This is a genomic window from Acinetobacter sp. ANC_7655 (assembly GCF_056784015.1).
The window spans coordinates 43,519-61,183 of the sequence record NZ_JBWYJB010000003.1 but is presented as its reverse complement, the minus strand read 5'-3'; the positions used below and the strand labels follow the sequence as shown (position 1 = coordinate 61,183).

The 17,665-nt window shown below is 38.3% G+C and carries 14 protein-coding genes; 7 read left to right on the top strand and 7 right to left on the bottom strand.

All coding sequences use genetic code 11. The features are described from left to right. Positions 1 to 40: 40 nt before the first annotated feature. From AC1M9N_RS05515 to oxyR, 3 genes are all read left to right on the top strand, one after another. Positions 41 to 1,219 (top strand): NAD(P)/FAD-dependent oxidoreductase, encoded by a 1,179-nt coding sequence (locus AC1M9N_RS05515; protein WP_481588887.1) that lies wholly within the window; start codon positions 41 to 43, stop codon positions 1,217 to 1,219. A gap of 61 nt (positions 1,220 to 1,280) precedes the next feature. Then, a complete protein-coding gene (locus AC1M9N_RS05510; RefSeq protein ID WP_092766881.1) occupies positions 1,281 to 2,216 on the top strand; it encodes an alpha/beta fold hydrolase in 936 nt (311 codons plus the stop codon). Positions 2,217 to 2,232: 16 nt separating this feature from the next. Beyond that, a complete protein-coding gene (gene oxyR / locus AC1M9N_RS05505; protein ID WP_481588886.1) occupies positions 2,233 to 3,138 on the top strand; it encodes a LysR family transcriptional regulator OxyR in 906 nt (301 codons plus the stop codon). Between the two features lie 51 nt (positions 3,139 to 3,189). On the opposite strand, the gene ppk1 is transcribed toward oxyR, so the two are convergent. Then, positions 3,190 to 5,268: a polyphosphate kinase 1 gene (gene ppk1 / locus AC1M9N_RS05500; RefSeq protein WP_035266707.1), complete on the bottom strand. Its 2,079-nt coding sequence runs from the start codon at positions 5,266 to 5,268 to the stop codon at positions 3,190 to 3,192. Between the two features lie 124 nt (positions 5,269 to 5,392). Beyond that, positions 5,393 to 6,067, bottom strand: coding sequence for a monofunctional biosynthetic peptidoglycan transglycosylase (gene mtgA / locus AC1M9N_RS05495; RefSeq protein ID WP_035266660.1), 675 nt, complete (start codon positions 6,065 to 6,067; stop codon positions 5,393 to 5,395). 76 nt (positions 6,068 to 6,143) lie between these two features. Between mtgA and AC1M9N_RS05490 the strand changes: the two genes are divergently transcribed. Beyond that, on the top strand, positions 6,144 to 6,956 hold the full coding sequence (locus AC1M9N_RS05490; protein WP_481588885.1) for a rhomboid family intramembrane serine protease: 813 nt from the start codon (positions 6,144 to 6,146) through the stop codon (positions 6,954 to 6,956). Between the two features lie 31 nt (positions 6,957 to 6,987). Here AC1M9N_RS05490 and AC1M9N_RS05485 read toward each other — a convergent pair whose 3' ends face one another. Further along, positions 6,988 to 9,474, bottom strand: coding sequence for an ABC transporter permease (locus AC1M9N_RS05485; RefSeq protein ID WP_481954400.1), 2,487 nt, complete (start codon positions 9,472 to 9,474; stop codon positions 6,988 to 6,990). Then, complete coding sequence (locus tag AC1M9N_RS05480) at positions 9,471 to 10,184, bottom strand: ABC transporter ATP-binding protein (RefSeq protein WP_481954453.1); 714 nt, start codon at positions 10,182 to 10,184, stop codon at positions 9,471 to 9,473. Before AC1M9N_RS05480 ends, AC1M9N_RS05485 begins: the two co-directional genes overlap by 4 nt. Before the next feature lie 41 nt (positions 10,185 to 10,225). Between AC1M9N_RS05480 and AC1M9N_RS05475 the strand changes: the two genes are divergently transcribed. Continuing rightward, positions 10,226 to 10,870: an arylesterase gene (locus tag AC1M9N_RS05475; protein WP_481954399.1), complete on the top strand. Its 645-nt coding sequence runs from the start codon at positions 10,226 to 10,228 to the stop codon at positions 10,868 to 10,870. A 76-nt stretch (positions 10,871 to 10,946) separates the two neighbouring features. Here the strand turns inward: AC1M9N_RS05475 and AC1M9N_RS05470 are convergent, their stop codons facing one another. Further along, positions 10,947 to 11,561 carry a carbonic anhydrase gene (locus AC1M9N_RS05470; RefSeq protein ID WP_035266649.1) on the bottom strand — a complete coding sequence of 205 codons (615 nt, stop codon included), beginning with the start codon at positions 11,559 to 11,561 and terminating at the stop codon, positions 10,947 to 10,949. Positions 11,562 to 11,882: 321 nt separating this feature from the next. Here AC1M9N_RS05470 and AC1M9N_RS05465 point away from each other — a divergent pair, with 321 nt between their 5' ends. Then, positions 11,883 to 12,893 carry an alpha/beta fold hydrolase gene (locus AC1M9N_RS05465; protein ID WP_481954398.1) on the top strand — a complete coding sequence of 337 codons (1,011 nt, stop codon included), beginning with the start codon at positions 11,883 to 11,885 and terminating at the stop codon, positions 12,891 to 12,893. A 17-nt stretch (positions 12,894 to 12,910) separates the two neighbouring features. Continuing rightward, on the top strand, positions 12,911 to 13,912 hold the full coding sequence (locus AC1M9N_RS05460) for a hypothetical protein (protein WP_481954397.1): 1,002 nt from the start codon (positions 12,911 to 12,913) through the stop codon (positions 13,910 to 13,912). A 28-nt stretch (positions 13,913 to 13,940) separates the two neighbouring features. On the opposite strand, the gene AC1M9N_RS05455 is transcribed toward AC1M9N_RS05460, so the two are convergent. Further along, on the bottom strand, positions 13,941 to 15,191 hold the full coding sequence (locus tag AC1M9N_RS05455; protein ID WP_481954396.1) for a class I SAM-dependent methyltransferase: 1,251 nt from the start codon (positions 15,189 to 15,191) through the stop codon (positions 13,941 to 13,943). A gap of 91 nt (positions 15,192 to 15,282) precedes the next feature. After that, positions 15,283 to 17,541 carry a TonB-dependent receptor domain-containing protein gene (locus tag AC1M9N_RS05450; protein ID WP_481954395.1) on the bottom strand — a complete coding sequence of 753 codons (2,259 nt, stop codon included), beginning with the start codon at positions 17,539 to 17,541 and terminating at the stop codon, positions 15,283 to 15,285. Positions 17,542 to 17,665 lie beyond the last annotated feature (124 nt).

Genomic DNA, 17,665 nt, shown 5'->3' with positions numbered 1-17,665 from the left:
TTCTTATTTACTAAAAAAATTATCAGTATTGGAGAGTACTATGCAACCGATCATCATTGTTGGCTCTGGCATGGCAGGTTACACATTAGCGCGAGAGTTTCGCAAACTGAATGCTGAACAAGCACTTGTTATGATTTGCTCAGATGATGCGGTGAACTATGCAAAACCAACTTTATCTAATGCACTTGTTGGTAAAAAAGCGCCAGAACAAATTGCCTTAGGTGATGCTGAGAAAATGTCTGCGCAATTGAATATGCAAATTATTCATCATGCGACTGTCACTTCAATTTCTGCAGATCAACATCAATTGACCTACACAAAAAATGGACAAGTTGAAAACCTTATATACAGCAAATTAATATTAGCTGTAGGTGCTAACCCTATTCGTTTAGCCATTTCAGGTGATGGTGCTGATGATATTCATGTAGTTAACTCACTGATTGATTATCGTGAATTTCGCTCTAAGCTCGACATTAAACAAGACAAGCGTGTTGTCATTTTAGGTGCAGGCCTCATTGGGTGTGAGTTTGCCAACGATTTACAGAACACTGGTCATCAAGCGACTGTGATTGATCTTGCCCCACAACCTTTGGGTCGCCTTCTACCAGAACACGTTGCACATGCTTTCCAGCAAAATCTTGAAGAAACAGGTATTCAGTTTGCATTAAGCACCACCGTAGATCGGGTAATTAAAAACTCAGACGAAAGCTATACCGTAACGCTTGCAAATGGACAGAGCTTTACAGCTGACGTTGTTCTTTCTGCTGTTGGCCTGCAACCCAATACATCAGTTGCTCAAGAAGCAGGAATCCATACCAGCCGTGGGATTGTGACTAACACTTTAATGGAAACCAATAAAACCGATATTTATGCATTAGGTGATTGTGCAGAAGTAAATGGTTTACTGCTTCCGTATGTCATGCCAATTATGCAACAAGCACGTGCTTTAGCTAAAACATTGTCTGGTGAAAATACACAAGTTCATTATCCAGCGATGCCAGTTGCAGTGAAAACTCCTGCTGCACCACTGACTGTATTACCTGTACCTCAAGGTGTGGAGGCAACTTGGGAAACTGAAGAACTCGATGACGGAATGATTGCTAAAGCACTTGACCAAGAATCAACGCTTCGTGGATTTGTGCTACTTGGACCAACAGCAGCGAAGCAACGTTTAACATTGACCAAACTGGTCCCAGATTTAATTCCAGCTGCCGTTTAATTATTCAAAGATTTAGGGTATTTTCAAATGAAAGTACCCTTTTAGTTTGGACACAATAAAAATGAATAACGCACTAGAATATCAAGTTTCACCTTATGCTCCATTCATGCAAGAAAGTAAAGTGAGTCTAGGCAATGGGATCGACCTTCATATTGAAGTTGGAGGCAAGGCTGAACATCCTACGATTATTCTCATCATGGGACTGGGTGCGCAGATGCTTTTTTGGCCAGATTTTTTTTGCAAATCTTTAATAGACCAAGGTTTCAGAGTCATTCGTTTCGATAACCGAGATATTGGCCTCTCAACAAAAATTAAGCACAAGGGACCTCGCCTCAATACATTTAAACTTATGGGTCGATTTGCTTTTGGTCTAGGAAATCAAGGCTCTCCTTACAATTTATATGATATGGCTGAAGATGTAGCGTTACTCATTGAACGATTAGGTCTTGAAAAAGCGCATATTATTGGTGCATCAATGGGGGGAATGATCGCTCAGATATTGGCAGCAAAATATCCAGAAAAAGTGGATAAACTAGGATTATTATTTACCAGTAATAATCAGCCATTTCTTCCGCCACCATTTCCAAAACAATTATTTAGTCTTATTGGTCGCCCTGCATCGAATGATGAAGATGGTATTGTAAATCATAGTATTAAAGTCATTCAGACGATTGGTTCACCTGGTTACGTCAATCAATTGGAAGTTATTCAAAACGCGCGTAAATTATATAAGCGTAGTTATCATCCAGCGGGTGTACTTCAACAGTTTTTAGCAATATTATGTACAGGCTCATTAGTTTCTATCGATAAGCAAATTCAAAAGCCAACACTGGTTGTACATGGCTCAAAGGATCGTCTACTCCCTTTTAGCCACGGCAAGGCAGTATCAAAAGCAATATCAGGCGCAAAGTTTGAATTAATCGAAGGAATGGGGCATGATATTCCTGCGCATTTCATCCCACAACTGAGTGGTTTGTTTGCAAAACATTTTAAATGATAAACACTAGGACACTATGGCTGCATTACCATCCCTAAGACAGCTGTCATATCTCGTGACTCTGTCTGAGACGTTGCATTTTACAGAAGCAGCACGTCGCTCATTCGTTACTCAGTCTACGCTTTCTGGCGGGATTATGGAGCTCGAGCGTTTATTGGGTGGCGTTCTCGTTGAACGTGATCGCCAAAATGTACGTTTAACCCCTCTCGGTGAGCAAGTGGTTGCACGAGCACGTGTCCTTCTTGCTGATGCTCAAGATCTCATGCGACTGAGCCGTGAGATGAGCGAACCACTTACTGGTGATCTTCATTTAGGAATTATTCCAACGATTGCACCATTTATTTTGTCGCAATTGTTAGAAGAAGTTCATAAAGAGCTGCCTAAAATTCAACTACATCTTCATGAAGCACAGAGTGAACATTTGGTTGAAAAGCTAGAACATGGCAATTTAGACATGATCATGTTAGCGCTCCCATTCGACACACGTGGCTTAAAAGTCGCTGAAGTTGCGAAAGAGAGTTTGTACTTAGTTGCAAACAAAGCTGACCACAAAACGGCGCAAACTAAATCTCTAGAAGACCTTGATTTGACACACCTCATGTTGCTTGAAGAAGGTCATTGCTTAAGAGACCATACTTTAAGTGTATGCCCTATCGGTGAACGCAAGAATGATCATCGCCTTAAAGCGAGCTCATTACCAACCTTGGTTGAAATGGTGAGTTCTAATCTGGGCTTTACATTACTACCTCAGATTGCGGTAAATACACATATGCTGAAAAATAATGATCAATTGGTGATCCGACCAATTGAGAATGCCCCTTCACGCATTCTGTCATTAGTGACGCGTAAAAGTACGCCATTGCAAAGCGAATTTGATGTCCTTTTACAAATTCTACAGCGCATTACTGCTGATATTTGCTAATAAGTCATCACAAAAAAGGAGCCATTTGGCTCCTTTTTTTATAAAAATCATTTAAGATTTAAAGAGTTCAAGCAATTTATGTTGCGCATTATGAGGAGTCTCACCTTCATCGCATTGCGCACGTGACCAAGTTCCATCACCATTTAACAACCAAGCTTGTTGATTATCTTTCATATAATTCAATAAACCATGTTGATAAATGTGCTTTCTCAAAGTTGGATCCTCAACAGGGAAACAAACTTCAACACGATTAAATAAATTACGATCCATCCAGTCTGCGCTTGAACAATACAGTCGTGGTTGCCCTGCATTTCCAAAATAATACACACGTGTGTGCTCTAAGAATCGTCCAACGATAGAGCGCACACGGATATTCTCAGAAAGCCCTGGCAAACCTGGTCTTAAACAACAAATTGAACGTATGATTAAATCAATCTGCACACCAGCTTGTGATGCTTCATAAAGTTTATTAATCAGTTGCACTTCAGTCAGCGCATTCACTTTCACAATAATCTGAGCTGGCTTACCCGCTTTGGCGTGAGCAATCTCTTCATCAATATAACTAATTAACTGTGTATGCAACGTAAATGGCGCATGAAGTAATTTCTTCAATTTTGCCATTTTGCCCATTCCAGTCAACTCTTGGAATATACGATGCACATCTTCACAAAGCTCTTTGTCCGTTGTCATCAATCCGTAATCGGTATAGATCCGGGCATTGGTTGCATGATAATTCCCTGTACCTAAGTGCACATAACGAACCAATTTATTATTTTCACGGCGCACAACGAGAATCATTTTTGCATGTGTTTTATAGCCTACGATGCCATAAACCACCACAGCACCAGCCTCTTGCAAAACATTTGCTACCGCAATATTTGACTCTTCATCGAATCGCGCTCGAAGTTCAATGACAGCTGTGACTTCTTTACCATTACGTGCAGCTTCAGCCAACACTTGAACAATCTCAGAATCAGGCCCACTTCGATATAATGTTTGCTTAATCGCTAAAACTTGTGGATCTCGTGCTGCCTCACGTAATAAATTAATAACTGGAGCAAATGATTCGAATGGATGATGTAAAAGAATGTCTTGTTTCTTCATCGCAGAAAAAACATTTTCAGACTTCTTTAATACTTTAGGAATGACCGGCGTATGTGAGTCATATCTCAAATGCGGACGTTTAAAATTAGACACTAAACGTGCCAAGTTCACAGGTCCATCAACTTTATATAATTGTTCTTCATGCAAGTCGAATTCGTTGAGAAGGTAATCATAAATATGTTTTGGGCAATTTTCTGTCACTTCTAAACGGACAGCACGTCCAAATCGACGAGAGTTTAACTCCCCTTTTAATGCTTTTGCCAAATCTTCGACATCTTCATTAAGGGCTAAATCCGCATTTCGCGTCACACGGAATTGATAGCAACCTGTCGCAGTCATTCCTGGGAATAAATCAGAGACATGCTCATGAATAATCGCTGACAGCATCACGTGGTGTTCTTTACCATCGGTTAACTCGTCAGGTAAACGAACCACACGTGGTAAAGAACGTGGCGCAGGGACAACGGCTAAATCAATCTGTCGTCCAAAAGCATCTTTGCCTTCTAGCGTGACGATAAAGTTGAGTGATTTGTTGACTAAACGCGGGAATGGATGTGCTGGATCTAAACTAATTGGAGTAAGTACTGGCGCAACTTGTTCCTGAAAATATTTTTTAATCCATTGGGATTGAGCAGGTGTCAACTCTCCACGACGTAAGAAGCAGATATCTTCTTCACGTAATTTTGGAAAAATTTCATCATTCAAAATACGATATTGACGCTCTATTGCAGCATGCGCAGTCTGTGAAATTTTCTCAAGAACTTGCTTTGGTGTTAACCCATCTGGACTACGGCTTTCATTACCGAGCTCCAATTGCTCCATAACACCCGCAACACGAATTTCAAAGAATTCGTCCATATTTCTTGAAAAAATCAATAAGAAATTCATTCGCTCAAGCAATGGATGCAATGGATCAACCGCTTGTTCTAAAACACGAAGATGAAAATCTAAAATTGAAAGTTCACGATTGATATATCGTTCATTATAAGTATATTCAGTTGGAGTATTTGTCATCGCGGTATTCATACCACAAAACCTGCATGCTAAAGATCTGTCTTAAGTATGCTTCAAATTTATGACAATTTCATAAAAAATGCACATGATCACTGTGCATTTTTGATCTCACGAAAGTTTTTTAGACAATTACATTTCACGGAATTCTTGAAGCATTCATGTAACGCAAAATAATTCGCTGTTTATTTTTGAGTTTACGATCTTGACGGTGGTGTTGATAATAACGCGGATTCGGCAAGATCGCTGCCAAAAATGCGGCTTGCTCACGTGTTAGACTGCTTGCCGATTTTCCAAAATAATGACGTGCTGCAGCTTCCACACCAAAAATATGATCTCCAAATTCAATGGAGTTCATGTATACCTCAAGAATGCGTTGTTTTGACCACATACGCTCCATCATGACAGTAGCGACCGCCTCTTGTCCTTTACGTAAAAAAGAACGCTTATTAAATAAAAATAGATTTTTGGATAATTGTTGGGAAATGGTAGATCCACCCGCAACCACTTGTTCTTTTTCTTTATTTCTTTCCAAAGCATGTTTTATGCCGTCAAAATCAAAGCCATGATGTTGCATAAATTTAGCATCTTCAGCTGCAATAATCGCACGTTTCAGATGATCACTGATATTCTCATAATCACGCCATTGATGCTGAATAGGCTTCGAACTGTCGGTCCAGTATGTCCAACGCATGAGCATCGTTGTATCAACAGCATTGGTTCTCCACCATGCAAGACTTGAAAAAATCCATAGTTGAATTACAAGGATGATACTGACAATGACCAATAAAGTTCGAACAATAAATGCTTTCATGTCAGTGTGTTGCTCCTTTTGTTAGCGTAGTACATGCTTGACCTTAATCCATATCATTATCACAGAATACAATGACATGACTGAAATGCAACCACCCCAATTTCAAAGCCAATCACGTCTACCCTTAAGTCAGATTACGTTTTTAATCATTACACTGAATGTTGGACTTTTTATCTGGCAAATCTTTAGCGGGGTGGATATATCAAACCCAGCAACAATAGATGCTTTGCGCTGGGGTGCTGATTATGCACCGCTGACTTATTTAGAGGAACCCCTCCGAATCTTCAGCAGTACATTTTTTCATTTTGGTCTTATTCATTTAATGCTCAATATGTGGGCATTGTATATCTTTGGCAATGTCGCTGAGAAAACACTTGGACACGTTTATTTTTTAGGCTTGTATCTATTAGCAGGCATTATGGGAAGCTTGATCAGTGGACTGATTGATATTCGGAATAGTTACGAGTTATTGGAGCATGTCAACCATGATTTATTTCCACGTGTATCCGCAGGTGCATCAGGTGCCGTTATGGGTTTAGGTGGTGCTTTAACGCTCTTATCTCTTTTTCCCCCTTTACCACAACAACAATTTCTCTTTGATCGTAAATCGCTGCTGATCATCTTGGCATTAAATATTGGTATGGGATTCATGATCCCTGGAATAAATAATGCAGCGCATATTGGTGGAATGTTGATGGGTGCAGTCATGGCTTTATGTTGGTACATCGGTCAACGATTTAGACTAGGCTTCACCACTACCATCGTGGTACTTCCTCTAGGCATCTTCTTATGTTGGCTCATGTATCAATATAACTTAGGCTTAGTGAGCGGAATACAACCCATTTGGGCTGAAATGTTGCAGCAAATGAAAATGCAATTGGCGTATTAATTCCAATTGCATTTTTTAGACCTCATAAATTTTATGATTGATTGAGTTCGCGCAAGCTTTTTAATGGAGGAATCTCAGTTAAGTAGCTTAAACGATAACGACCAATCAGCGCACATAAGATCATCATGCTCATAGGTAGAATCACCCAGATTTCCCAATGCGGTTGTATTGCGAGATCCATTTTATAACTGGCGATCGCACTGATGACCTCAGCAAAAAAACACGATACTAAGCCAGCCATAAAGCCGATAAATCCAATTTCTAAACTCAGCATATTTTTCAAATTGGATTTTGAGCTGCCAAATGATCTTAAAATCGCGACTTCTCGCTTTCGCTCATCCATCAATAAATTAATGCAAGCAATCAACACCAAAAAACCTGAAACACTGACGAGAAGCGCAAGAATGGTAATAATCTGAACCAGAACAGATACTAAGTTTTTAATTTCCTCTAAAATTAAGGAAACATCGATAAATACAGTATTTGAGAACTGCTGAATTAGATTGACCAACTTGGATTTTTCATATTGAGGTACAAAAAAACTTCCTAAATAACTTCCAGCATTTTCATCCATCGTATTCGGTGCAAAAATGAAGAAAAAGTTTGGACTGAAGCTTTCCCACTCGACTGTTCTTAAATTTACAACATTGGCTTGAAGTTCCCCTTCTGGCAAGCTAAAACTGAGTTGATCACCCACTTTTATCCCTAACTCTTCAGCAAGATTTGCTTCAACAGAAACATCTCCCACCTGCTGCAATTGCTGCTGCCCACTGACAATGACATTATCTTCTGGATAGCCTTGAGCTTGAGTCAAATTCAACTCTCGTCTGAGTGAGTTATTTTGCGCTCTTAATGATTCTGAAAATGGCTGACCATTATGTTTAATTAGGCGTCCGCGGATATTCGGATACAAGGGTGTACTTGGCCAACCTTCTTTTTCGATCTGAGCTTTAAATTGCTCAACTTCAAATGGAGGAAGACCATAAATAAATTGATTTGGCGTACCTTCAGGTAACTGTTGCTGCCAACGATCTAATAGATCCGTCCTTAATACTACAAGAACTGTAATCAGGCTCAGACCTAATGCAAGTGCAGTAATTTGAAGTGCTGTTTGATTAGGTACACGTACATAGGCTGACCATCTATTTTTCAAAGATTTGATCATCTTTAATAGCAACCAAACTATGCTGAACATACTTGCACACAATGCGAGGATCGTACCGATAACGAGCAATGAGAGCTGTAAATTTTGAGTGAGCAAAATACAAAATAAAATAAGACTTACAGCTCCCGCTCCCAATAAGGTCAAGAGAGAACGCGTAGATTTAACATCCTCACGGATAACACGAATTGGAGGCGTATTTAAGAGCTGCATCAAACTTGGGACAATAAATCCAAACATCACAATGACACTGGTGAATATTGCAATCGGCAAAGGACCCAAAACCAAATCAAACAAGCTAAATTGGATGTCTAAATGCGGAATTAGTTGTAACATAAACTGCAATAAAATATAGCCTAGACCAATCCCTAACCCAGTACCGATGAACATCGCAATTGCGACGGCAATCATAAGCAATGCAATATAGTTCTTAAGAATTTGGAACTTTGCAGCCCCCATACATCTCATTAAAGCAACATGATCTTGATTTTGTTGAACGTACCGTTGACTGGTCAACGCAATTGCAATACCGCACAGTAAAATTGTAAGAATGTTTGCAAGCTGTAAAAAAGTATCTAGATTTTCAATTGGACGCATCAAGCGGGTATTTGCCTCATCCGCAGTTCTCAAGCGAATTGAGCTTTGGGTTTCCATTGCTTGCTGATCATCTGCATTTGGTTCAATCATTTTTTTAGGATAGAGCTGATCAAAATAAGCCGTAAACTCATTAAGTCTATTCGGCTCACCAGACATAAGCAGACGATATTCGATACGACTTCCAGGCTGAATCGCATTGGTTGCCGCAACATCAGATTGTGAAATGATCACTGTAGGTGAAAAGGCTGAAAATCCGAGTTCTTGGTTAGAATCCTTTTCAATGACTCCTGTGACTGTAAAACTCGCATCTGCGATTTGAACCCTCTCCCCTATTCTGACATTTAATAAATCTAAAGCACGTTGACTCAGCCATACCTCTTCTGACCGAATAGCAGTTTGATCAGGTTGAATAATGAGTTCACCACGTAGCGGAAAATTGGACTCAATCGCTTTGACATTCACCATGACAAATTGTTCATCAGTATGTGCCATTGAACCAAAAACCGTCACTTGGGACTGTTGTAGATTGAGTTGGTTCGCCTTCTGTTTAAATTTTTCATTGAGCGGATATTGATCACTCAACACTAGATCTGCAGCTTGAAGCTTAGCAGCCTGCAATGAAACAGCTTGTTGAATCTGATCATTACTGAACTTTAAAGCGGTTGTCGCACTAATCGCGAGACTCAATGCAAAAATGAGCAAATAAATCCCTGTGCTAGCAAAACTTTGCTTCAACAAAGGTTTGAATAGCGCACTCATACACGCTCTCCAGCAGCTGAAGCGCCTTGCACTTTTTCTAATTGACCATCGATCAATTCATAATGCGTCTCACATTTTTGTGCTAGCTGTTGATCATGGGTGACTAAAACCAATGTAGTGCCCAGCTCCCGATTCAAATCAAATAAAAGCTGTTCAATCTCCTGGGCTGTCGTCCCATCTAAATTTCCCGTTGGTTCATCCGCAAATACAATTTTGGGCTCAGCAATTAAAGCGCGTGCAATTGCTACGCGTTGTTGTTCTCCCCCAGACAGTACTTTAGGTGTTTGAGTACTTTGACGATCTAAACCCACTTTTTTCAACCAATAAAGGGCTTGTTGTTCTGCTTTGGCATAATCAAAATTCTTTTGAATTCTCAGCGGTAACATGACATTTTCAAGCGCAGATAAAGAAGGTAAAAGCTGAAAGGATTGAAATACAAAACCAATATTTTCAAGTCTAATTTGAGCGCGTTGCTCTTCGCTTAATTGCTCAACTGCTATACCATTAATCGACAATGTTCCTGAACTTGGCTGATCTAATGTCGCCAGAATTCCCAAGAGTGTAGATTTTCCAGAACCCGATCTGCCTGTGATTGCGACTTGCTCGCCAGGATAAATTTGTAGATTTAGATTCTCAAAAATCGTCAACTTTTTTTGTTGGATCTGTATCGTTTGTGTCAATTGCTGTGCAGAAATTAACGCTTGTGGCATGATTGAAGAAGTTGAGTCATTACGAACCATAGAAAGCCTTTATGCAAATCAGTCAAAGTTTAAATATTGTTACGTTGAGAAAAACTGCCTTTTTATTTATCTGCAGTTGTCTGTTTCTTTTACCGATCAATAGCTTTGCAAAAACTATCCTTATTCTTGGTGATAGTTTAAGTGCTGGTTACGGCGTACCCACCGAGAAAGGTTGGGTCAATCTTTTGCAAAAACGTCTTGATCAACAGTATCCGAAACAACATCGAGTGGTCAATGCAAGTGTCAGTGGTGAAACAAGCAGTGGTGCATTAGCACGTTTGCCTAAATTGCTACAAACACACAAACCAGATATTGTCGTAATTGAATTGGGAGGTAATGACGGTTTACGAGGTCAACCTCCAAAAATGATTCAACAAAACCTAACTCGATTAGTTCAATTGAGCCAAAAATCTAATGCCAAAGTACTCATATTTGGCATGAAGATTCCTCCAAACTATGGCTCAGCGTATAGCAAAGCCTTTGAAAATAATTATAAAGTTGTGAGCCAGCAATTTAATGTGAAGTTGCTCCCTTTTTTTCTAGAAGGTGTTGCTGGAAATAATAAACTCATGCAAAAAGATCTGATTCATCCTAATGAACTAGCTCAACCTAAACTCTTAAATAATGCATATCCTTATATTAAAGGCGCTCTATAAAGTTATAGACATAGAGATCCATAAATCCCAATCAATAAAAAAGCCAGCTTAAGCTGGCTTTTTTAAAATGCTGATATTAGAAGTCAAAGAATGTAACTTCACCTGTTTCAAGTGAGTATTCTGCACCTACAACTTTTAATTTACCTTGTGCAATCAAGTTTTCCAACACCGCAGAACCATGGCGCAACTGGTTAACTGAAGCAAAAACATTTGAGCGAACCGCGTGTACTGAAAGCTTTTTCAAATCATCTTTTAACTCAGTTTGCATTAAAATTTCGACTGATGGACGTACGCGATTGACAATAGACATCAAATTAACAGATGGCGGTTGTTGAGGATTACGTAATGCTTCAATCGTTGAGTCGATTGCGCCGCAATGTGTATGACCCAATACAATCACTAAAGGACAATTAAAACTTTCGGCTGCAAACTCCACACTTCCAACTTGAGATGGAGCTACGATATTGCCTGCTACACGAATAACAAATAAATCACCTAAGCCCTGATCAAAAACCATTTCAGCTGGAACACGTGAATCAGAACATCCTAATACAATCGCAAATGGCTCTTGAGTTTCAGCCATCTGAGCGCGCTCATGATGCGTCAATAATCGTTGATGCTTGGTTTGACCTTCAACAAAACGTTGATTACCAATTTTTAAACGTTCTAAAGCTTCTTGTGCAGTTAGCATCTTGTATCCATGGTTTATCAAGGTTTGAGGTAATTTTAATACTGTGCTTTTTGATTGTCACTGACAAAATTTAAACTCTGTTACAATTTTTGTTAATTGCTAAAAATATCTTCAATTTCTTCAAATCTGATGATTATGATCATTCCTTACTGAAACACTTTAGCAGCTGATTCAGCGCTTAAATTTATGTTTATGAAGTAAAACTTATTTAAATCGAGAACCAATTATCACAAAAATAGGATTTATTTTTTTACTTTTAACTACTACTTTATAAAAGTCACTTGATTATAATGTCGCCCTGTTTTAAGGGATTTCACCTGCATGTTTGTTCATTTTCCTTTACCCATATTAAAGCATCAACATTTATTTTCCATTTTACTCGCGTTAATGCTCAGCCTCGGTATCTCATCTACCCGAGCAAATACTGTTGAATTCATCGACTATCAAAAAGTTTTAAATGAAGAGCGTGCTTGGGCAGGACTATCCAATAAAACGATTCGCGTCGGAGATGTTGTGTGGTCTTATAGCGAAGGTGGTCCTGCTGATCGACCTGCCTTACTGTTAATTCATGGTATAGGCATGAATCGAGACAGTTGGAATCATGTCGCTCGGAATCTCACACAGCAATATCGTGTCATTATTGTTGACTTGCCTGGAAGTGGACAAACGCTAACGCCTAAGGGATTTGACTTATCACTTCCTCATCTGACTGAACAGTTACGTCGTTTTGCAGAAGCATTACGCATTGAAAACCAGCTTAATCTAGCGGGTCACTCTGTCGGTGGATCAATCGGACTGATGTATGCTGCTAAATATCCTCAAGAAATGAAAAGTTTATTTCTGATCAGTGCCGGTGGATTATTCAGAAGCAACAAAACATTCTTCCTCAATAACCCAATTTATTTAAAGCAGCTTTTAATCTCACAACCTGGAGACTTGAATTATGTTTCTAGGAGAGTCATGCATAAAGCTCCCTTCGTACCCAGTTTAATCAAGAAACAACAAGAGCAAGCACTTATTCAACGCGCGGCGGATACATCTGAGCTGATTCATCAGCTTGTAAAACTCAATCAACAGTACACCGTTGAATCATTTGCTCAATTGTTAAAAAATATTGAGGTTGAAACATTGATTTTGTGGGGAAAACAAGATCAGATAGTCAATGTTGAAGTTGCACATGAATTAGGGACCGCCTTAAAAAAAGCACATCCCCCTATTTTATTAGATCAAATTGGTCATACACCTATCGTAGAAACACCTGATCTTGTGGCGCAACATTACTTAAGTTTTTTAAATAAGATGAATACCGTTAAAACGTCATCATCAAATTAAGGATATTGAGAGTTTTCATGGAAAAAAATCCTAAAATCGAACAGTTGATTGAGGCACATTTGGCATTTCTTGATCATGAATTTTCTCAAGACGACACCATTGAAAATGAATTTTTATATTTTTATCAATGGTTTCGAAAACAACCTTTAAAGCAAATTTGGTCTTTCGAGGCGATTAATGCACTGCTTCAAAAACAAATTCTAAATACACCTGCAACTGATTCTCTCGTTCAACAGATTGCGGAACATATTCGATTTGCATTGGTTCACCCGCTTAATGAAACGACTCAAATCGAAGATATTATCTCGGTTCACACCATTGATCGAATTGCACTTTATATTTCATCTAAAAGTGCTCACCGCCAAGCTCTAATTAAACGTATTGTGAACAATCCCGCATTTTCGAGTATGCTCACCGAGTTAATCCATCATTCAATTCAGGATTATATTGATAATTCAGTGATGAATAAAAAAGTACCCGGTGTCGGCCGCTTTATGAAAATGGGCAAATCAGTTCTTGAAAGTGTCACTGATTCAAATCTTGATGATACGGTCAAACATTATCTTCAAAAAAATATTATCAAGATCAGTCAAATTAGCGAACAAGTGATTAACCAACATTTTGATGATAATAAGCTATACCACTTCCAAGCCAATCTTTGGCACAAAATAAAGCAAGTCCCACTCTCTGCTGTTAAAAACTATGTTGAAATCAATGATCTACCCAATACTGTGGCAATGGGACATGATATTTGGGACAACCTCCGTCAAACTGAATATTTAAAGCAACAAGTACACGATGGTATTTACACGTGGTATTGCCATAATCAAGACCGCTCTTTTGATCTGATCATGCAAGATATCAATATCAACGAAAGCCTTGTTCAAAATGAATTAAGTGCTCTACTCTGCCCCGTAATTAAGCATATGATTTCTAGTGAACACCTTAAACAACGTGCACGTGTATATCTTGAAAAATTCTACTATTCTGAACCAGCACTAAGTATTCTCACATCTTAATTATAAAACCGCTCCTTAGAGCGGTTTATTAGAAATATGTCGTCGGTATTTGAATCTGAATTTGATGCTCACTCAGCCATGAATTGAGACGTTCTATTTTACGTACGTCCTTTGATTCTCTATGCTCGCTTATAGGGTAGATATAATGGCAATTCATCAATAAAAATATACTCTCAACAAGTAGTTTTAAATTTTGCTGAAAACAAGGAAGGTGATGTAACTGTTGAAAAGTTTTAGAACCTGTTCTTAAACTTTCAATAATGGCACTGATCACCTCCTTCGGAGCTTGAATTGGGCCAATTGATGTTTCTAAATTAATATTATCCAATCGCTCATTGTTAAGAATAAGATCTAATCTAATCTTATGTAAAATTCCTAAATGGTCTTCAAAACGGTAATTCACTGATTTTTTTTGAAACAAATCCATACGCTGCTTTGAATCCCGAGCAATATCTTTTAGATACTCTTTTGTATTCGAAATATTCACATCTGATATAAACTGTTGCAAGTCGACTGGAATGCTAAGAGAATCTAAGTTTTCAGTTGGAACTGCACTCCCAATATATGATAGATCAGCTTCGATCTTTAAAATCTCATGTACATCTACACTATAAAGGGGTTGCCAATAATCAGTTAAAAGTTCGTGAGCGAGATAATTGGTATCATTTTTTAATGTATTCACAATTCCTTGTATTTTGTCATATCCAATAAAAGCGCCTCTCCGATTTAATTCACTCACTAGTGCTGTAGACAATTCAATACTTTGAGCAGATTGCTGAGACGTATTTTTATCAACCAAGTTAAAGATTTTTTGAATAGGCTGTAAAGTAGCGGATCCAGGAAAGCACATATAGTGTAAATAGAATAGCCCTTGGTCCTTTAAAGATTTATCTAGAATCTGCCTAATAAAATATTGATTGTGTTCAGAAACCCAAGAATACACTCCATGACAGACAATGAAATCAAACACTTCATTATTATTTTTGTTAAATTTTTCAAAGTCTATATTTAAGAATCTTATATTGCTTAACTGTAAGGATTGAGCAAGCTCTGTAGCTCGTTGTATGTGTTTGTCATTAAAATCCACTCCGACAAACTCAGCGTGCGGATTTGCAATTGCTGCCACAATCAAGTTAAGACCACAACCACAACCTAACTCTAAATATCGAAAATTTTGAGATATATCTGGCGCTATATAACCTTGAAATTGGCTGATTGTACTCAGCCAAATTGGCTGCATCTCTGGATAAAAAAACATAGGATAGATGGTGTCAACCACATAGCCATCGACGCGCTTCATTATTTTCCTTCTAAACTCGACTATTCAAAGCTTGGAGTGAGATTCTCGCTCTCACTCCAAGCACTAGACATCAAAACTTATAATTCAAGGCAAAGCTGTAACGTCGACCATCAAGCACCCAATCATTTCCATCTTTCAGTACATTTTTGTTTGCAACATTATATACACCAGTAGATAGCTGGAATTGGTCACTATACTTATACACAGCTCCAACATCTACAAATGTATAAGCTGGTGTTTTATCTCCATCGGTATCACCCACTGTTTTGCCACGATAATTCAATTGAGTCCATAAATACAATTGATCATTAAAGTCCCAATCTAAGCCTGCATTAAACATATGTTTAGGCAAATTATTCAATGGTTTACCTTCATACTGTCCAGATTTTTGCTCACTATCTGTGAATGTATAAGAGTGTCTATATTTTAAGTAATCTGTGATGTTGTAATCTGTGGTCAGTTCAAGCCCTCTAATTTCGGCCTTATCAATGTTATAGTTGAGTGTATAACCATTTGCGTTATATGGCAGATTAGGGTTGGACTGATAGAAAGCACTGCTATCAACGAAATCATTAATTTCAGATTGAGTGTAAGGCGGCTCACCGTCATTTTTTGGGGGAAGTCGACTACCATCTAAACGACCAGATCGAGTAATTTTATCGTTAAAGTCAGTTTGATAGACCATAAGACTCGCAGATAAACCCAATTTAGGATGAGTGAATGCAAAACCTGTTTCATACGTTAAACTGGTTTCTGGCTTTAAATTTGGGTTTGGCATAATTGCCCCGCCCATTGAATTCAGCATGTAATCTGGAGAAGAATTACGTAAGCTCGGCGCTTTATAGCCTGAAATTATACCTCCTTTTAAAGTCACGTTGTCTGTAGCTTTATAAACTGCATATGCCTTTGGACTGAAATTATCACCAAAAAACTCATTTTCATCGAAACGACCACTTAAGGTTAGTGCTAACTTATCACTGACATTCCAAGTATCTTCTGCAAAAATTGACCATTGATATCGATCCATTTTAGTGACTTTACCAGCCATCGCTGCATTTTGGTTACTTGTACCATCCTCAAGATTTTCTTTTAAATATCGCCCGCCAATGGTCAGACTATGATCTTCGAAAAAGTACGTTCCTTGTGTATTGGCTGTGATAGTCTCAAATAAAATCCCCCCTGGATTTTGAACTTTACCCACAGTACGCCCTGTAATTGCATTATTTTTATCTTTATCATATTGCAAGTAAGAAGTGAGTTTTAGATTGTCGTACTCACCATCATGAGTAAGGCTAAAATTATTTTTTTCTAATTCTGAGTAAGTCCCTGTATTCGGTACGACATCTGAACGATAGATTAGCTCACCATCATCATTACGATTATTCGTATTATATGCTGGATAATAATTTCCATTAGATAGAACGAAATCTTTACCATCAATATCAACTTTAGGACCCGTTACTGAAACATACTGGGTATAACTTTTACCTGGGTTGTGTGTACGCTCTTGTTGAGTTCTTACATATTCAGCAGTGAGTGTGTTTTTTTCATCAGGTGTAAAAACAAACTTTGTACCTAGATTTGTTTTTTGAAAATCTGGTTCACTCTCACCTGTTTCGGCTGTATTTTTTTGTAATGAACTTTCTTCAATCGTTTGAAGACCAGCTGTAACTTGAACCGAAAGAAGCTTATCAATTAATGGTGCATTTACATACAAGCTGGTATTGGTTGCGTCGTTGTTAACGTCATTCGATTTACCAGCTTTGATATATTCTGTTCGAATACTTGCAGTCAAACGATCTTGATGCTTTTTAGTAATGATGTTAATTACACCACCCATTGCATCAGAACCATATAGAGAGGATGACGGGCCTCGAATCACTTCAATACGTTCAATCGATTCTATTGGCGGTAAGAAGTTTACTGATGCTCCTTGAACCCCCCCATTTGTTGTTAAAAGACTACCATCATTCATTGGACGTCCATCTACTAAAAATAGGGTATAAGCTGATCCCATACCCCGAATGGAGATCGTCTGGTTCGTTCCACCGCCTTGTACAAATACACCTGGAACATTTTTCAATGCATCAGTTACATCACTATAAGATTTTTTTTCTAATTCTTCGGCAGTAATCACTGAAATAGTAGCAGCAGCATCCGCTATATTTTGCTCATAACCACTCGCTGAAGTTACGACAATTGTTTTTAACTTAGTTGTATCTTGTTTTGCATTAGTATCTTGACCAATTTGCTCTTGTGCAAAACTTGAAACCGACATGGTGGTTAAGACAGCAAACGCTAACTTAGATTTTAAAAATGTCTTTTGCATTGTGTAATTACCAAAGAATGTGTGGAGAGATCTTGTTCGAATTGTGTCGCATTGTAACAAATGATAATCACTTTGCAATAGATTATGATAACTATTCTCATTTATAGTTTTGTTTTTACATTTC

Bases quoted from the DNA above. Each gene is read 5' to 3' on its own strand.
- ppk1 (WP_035266707.1), bottom strand. From the start codon at position 5,268: ATGAATACCGCGATGACAAATACTCCAACTGAATATACTTATAATGAA.
- AC1M9N_RS05465 (WP_481954398.1), top strand. From the start codon at position 11,883: ATGTTTGTTCATTTTCCTTTACCCATATTAAAGCATCAACATTTATTT.
- AC1M9N_RS05460 (WP_481954397.1), top strand. From the start codon at position 12,911: ATGGAAAAAAATCCTAAAATCGAACAGTTGATTGAGGCACATTTGGCA.
- AC1M9N_RS05475 (WP_481954399.1), top strand. From the start codon at position 10,226: ATGCAAATCAGTCAAAGTTTAAATATTGTTACGTTGAGAAAAACTGCC.
- oxyR (WP_481588886.1), top strand. From the start codon at position 2,233: ATGGCTGCATTACCATCCCTAAGACAGCTGTCATATCTCGTGACTCTG.
- AC1M9N_RS05480 (WP_481954453.1), bottom strand. From the start codon at position 10,184: ATGCCACAAGCGTTAATTTCTGCACAGCAATTGACACAAACGATACAG.
- AC1M9N_RS05470 (WP_035266649.1), bottom strand. From the start codon at position 11,561: ATGCTAACTGCACAAGAAGCTTTAGAACGTTTAAAAATTGGTAATCAA.
- AC1M9N_RS05485 (WP_481954400.1), bottom strand. From the start codon at position 9,474: ATGAGTGCGCTATTCAAACCTTTGTTGAAGCAAAGTTTTGCTAGCACA.
- AC1M9N_RS05510 (WP_092766881.1), top strand. From the start codon at position 1,281: ATGAATAACGCACTAGAATATCAAGTTTCACCTTATGCTCCATTCATG.
- mtgA (WP_035266660.1), bottom strand. From the start codon at position 6,067: ATGAAAGCATTTATTGTTCGAACTTTATTGGTCATTGTCAGTATCATC.
- AC1M9N_RS05450 (WP_481954395.1), bottom strand. From the start codon at position 17,541: ATGCAAAAGACATTTTTAAAATCTAAGTTAGCGTTTGCTGTCTTAACC.
- AC1M9N_RS05490 (WP_481588885.1), top strand. From the start codon at position 6,144: ATGACTGAAATGCAACCACCCCAATTTCAAAGCCAATCACGTCTACCC.
- AC1M9N_RS05515 (WP_481588887.1), top strand. From the start codon at position 41: ATGCAACCGATCATCATTGTTGGCTCTGGCATGGCAGGTTACACATTA.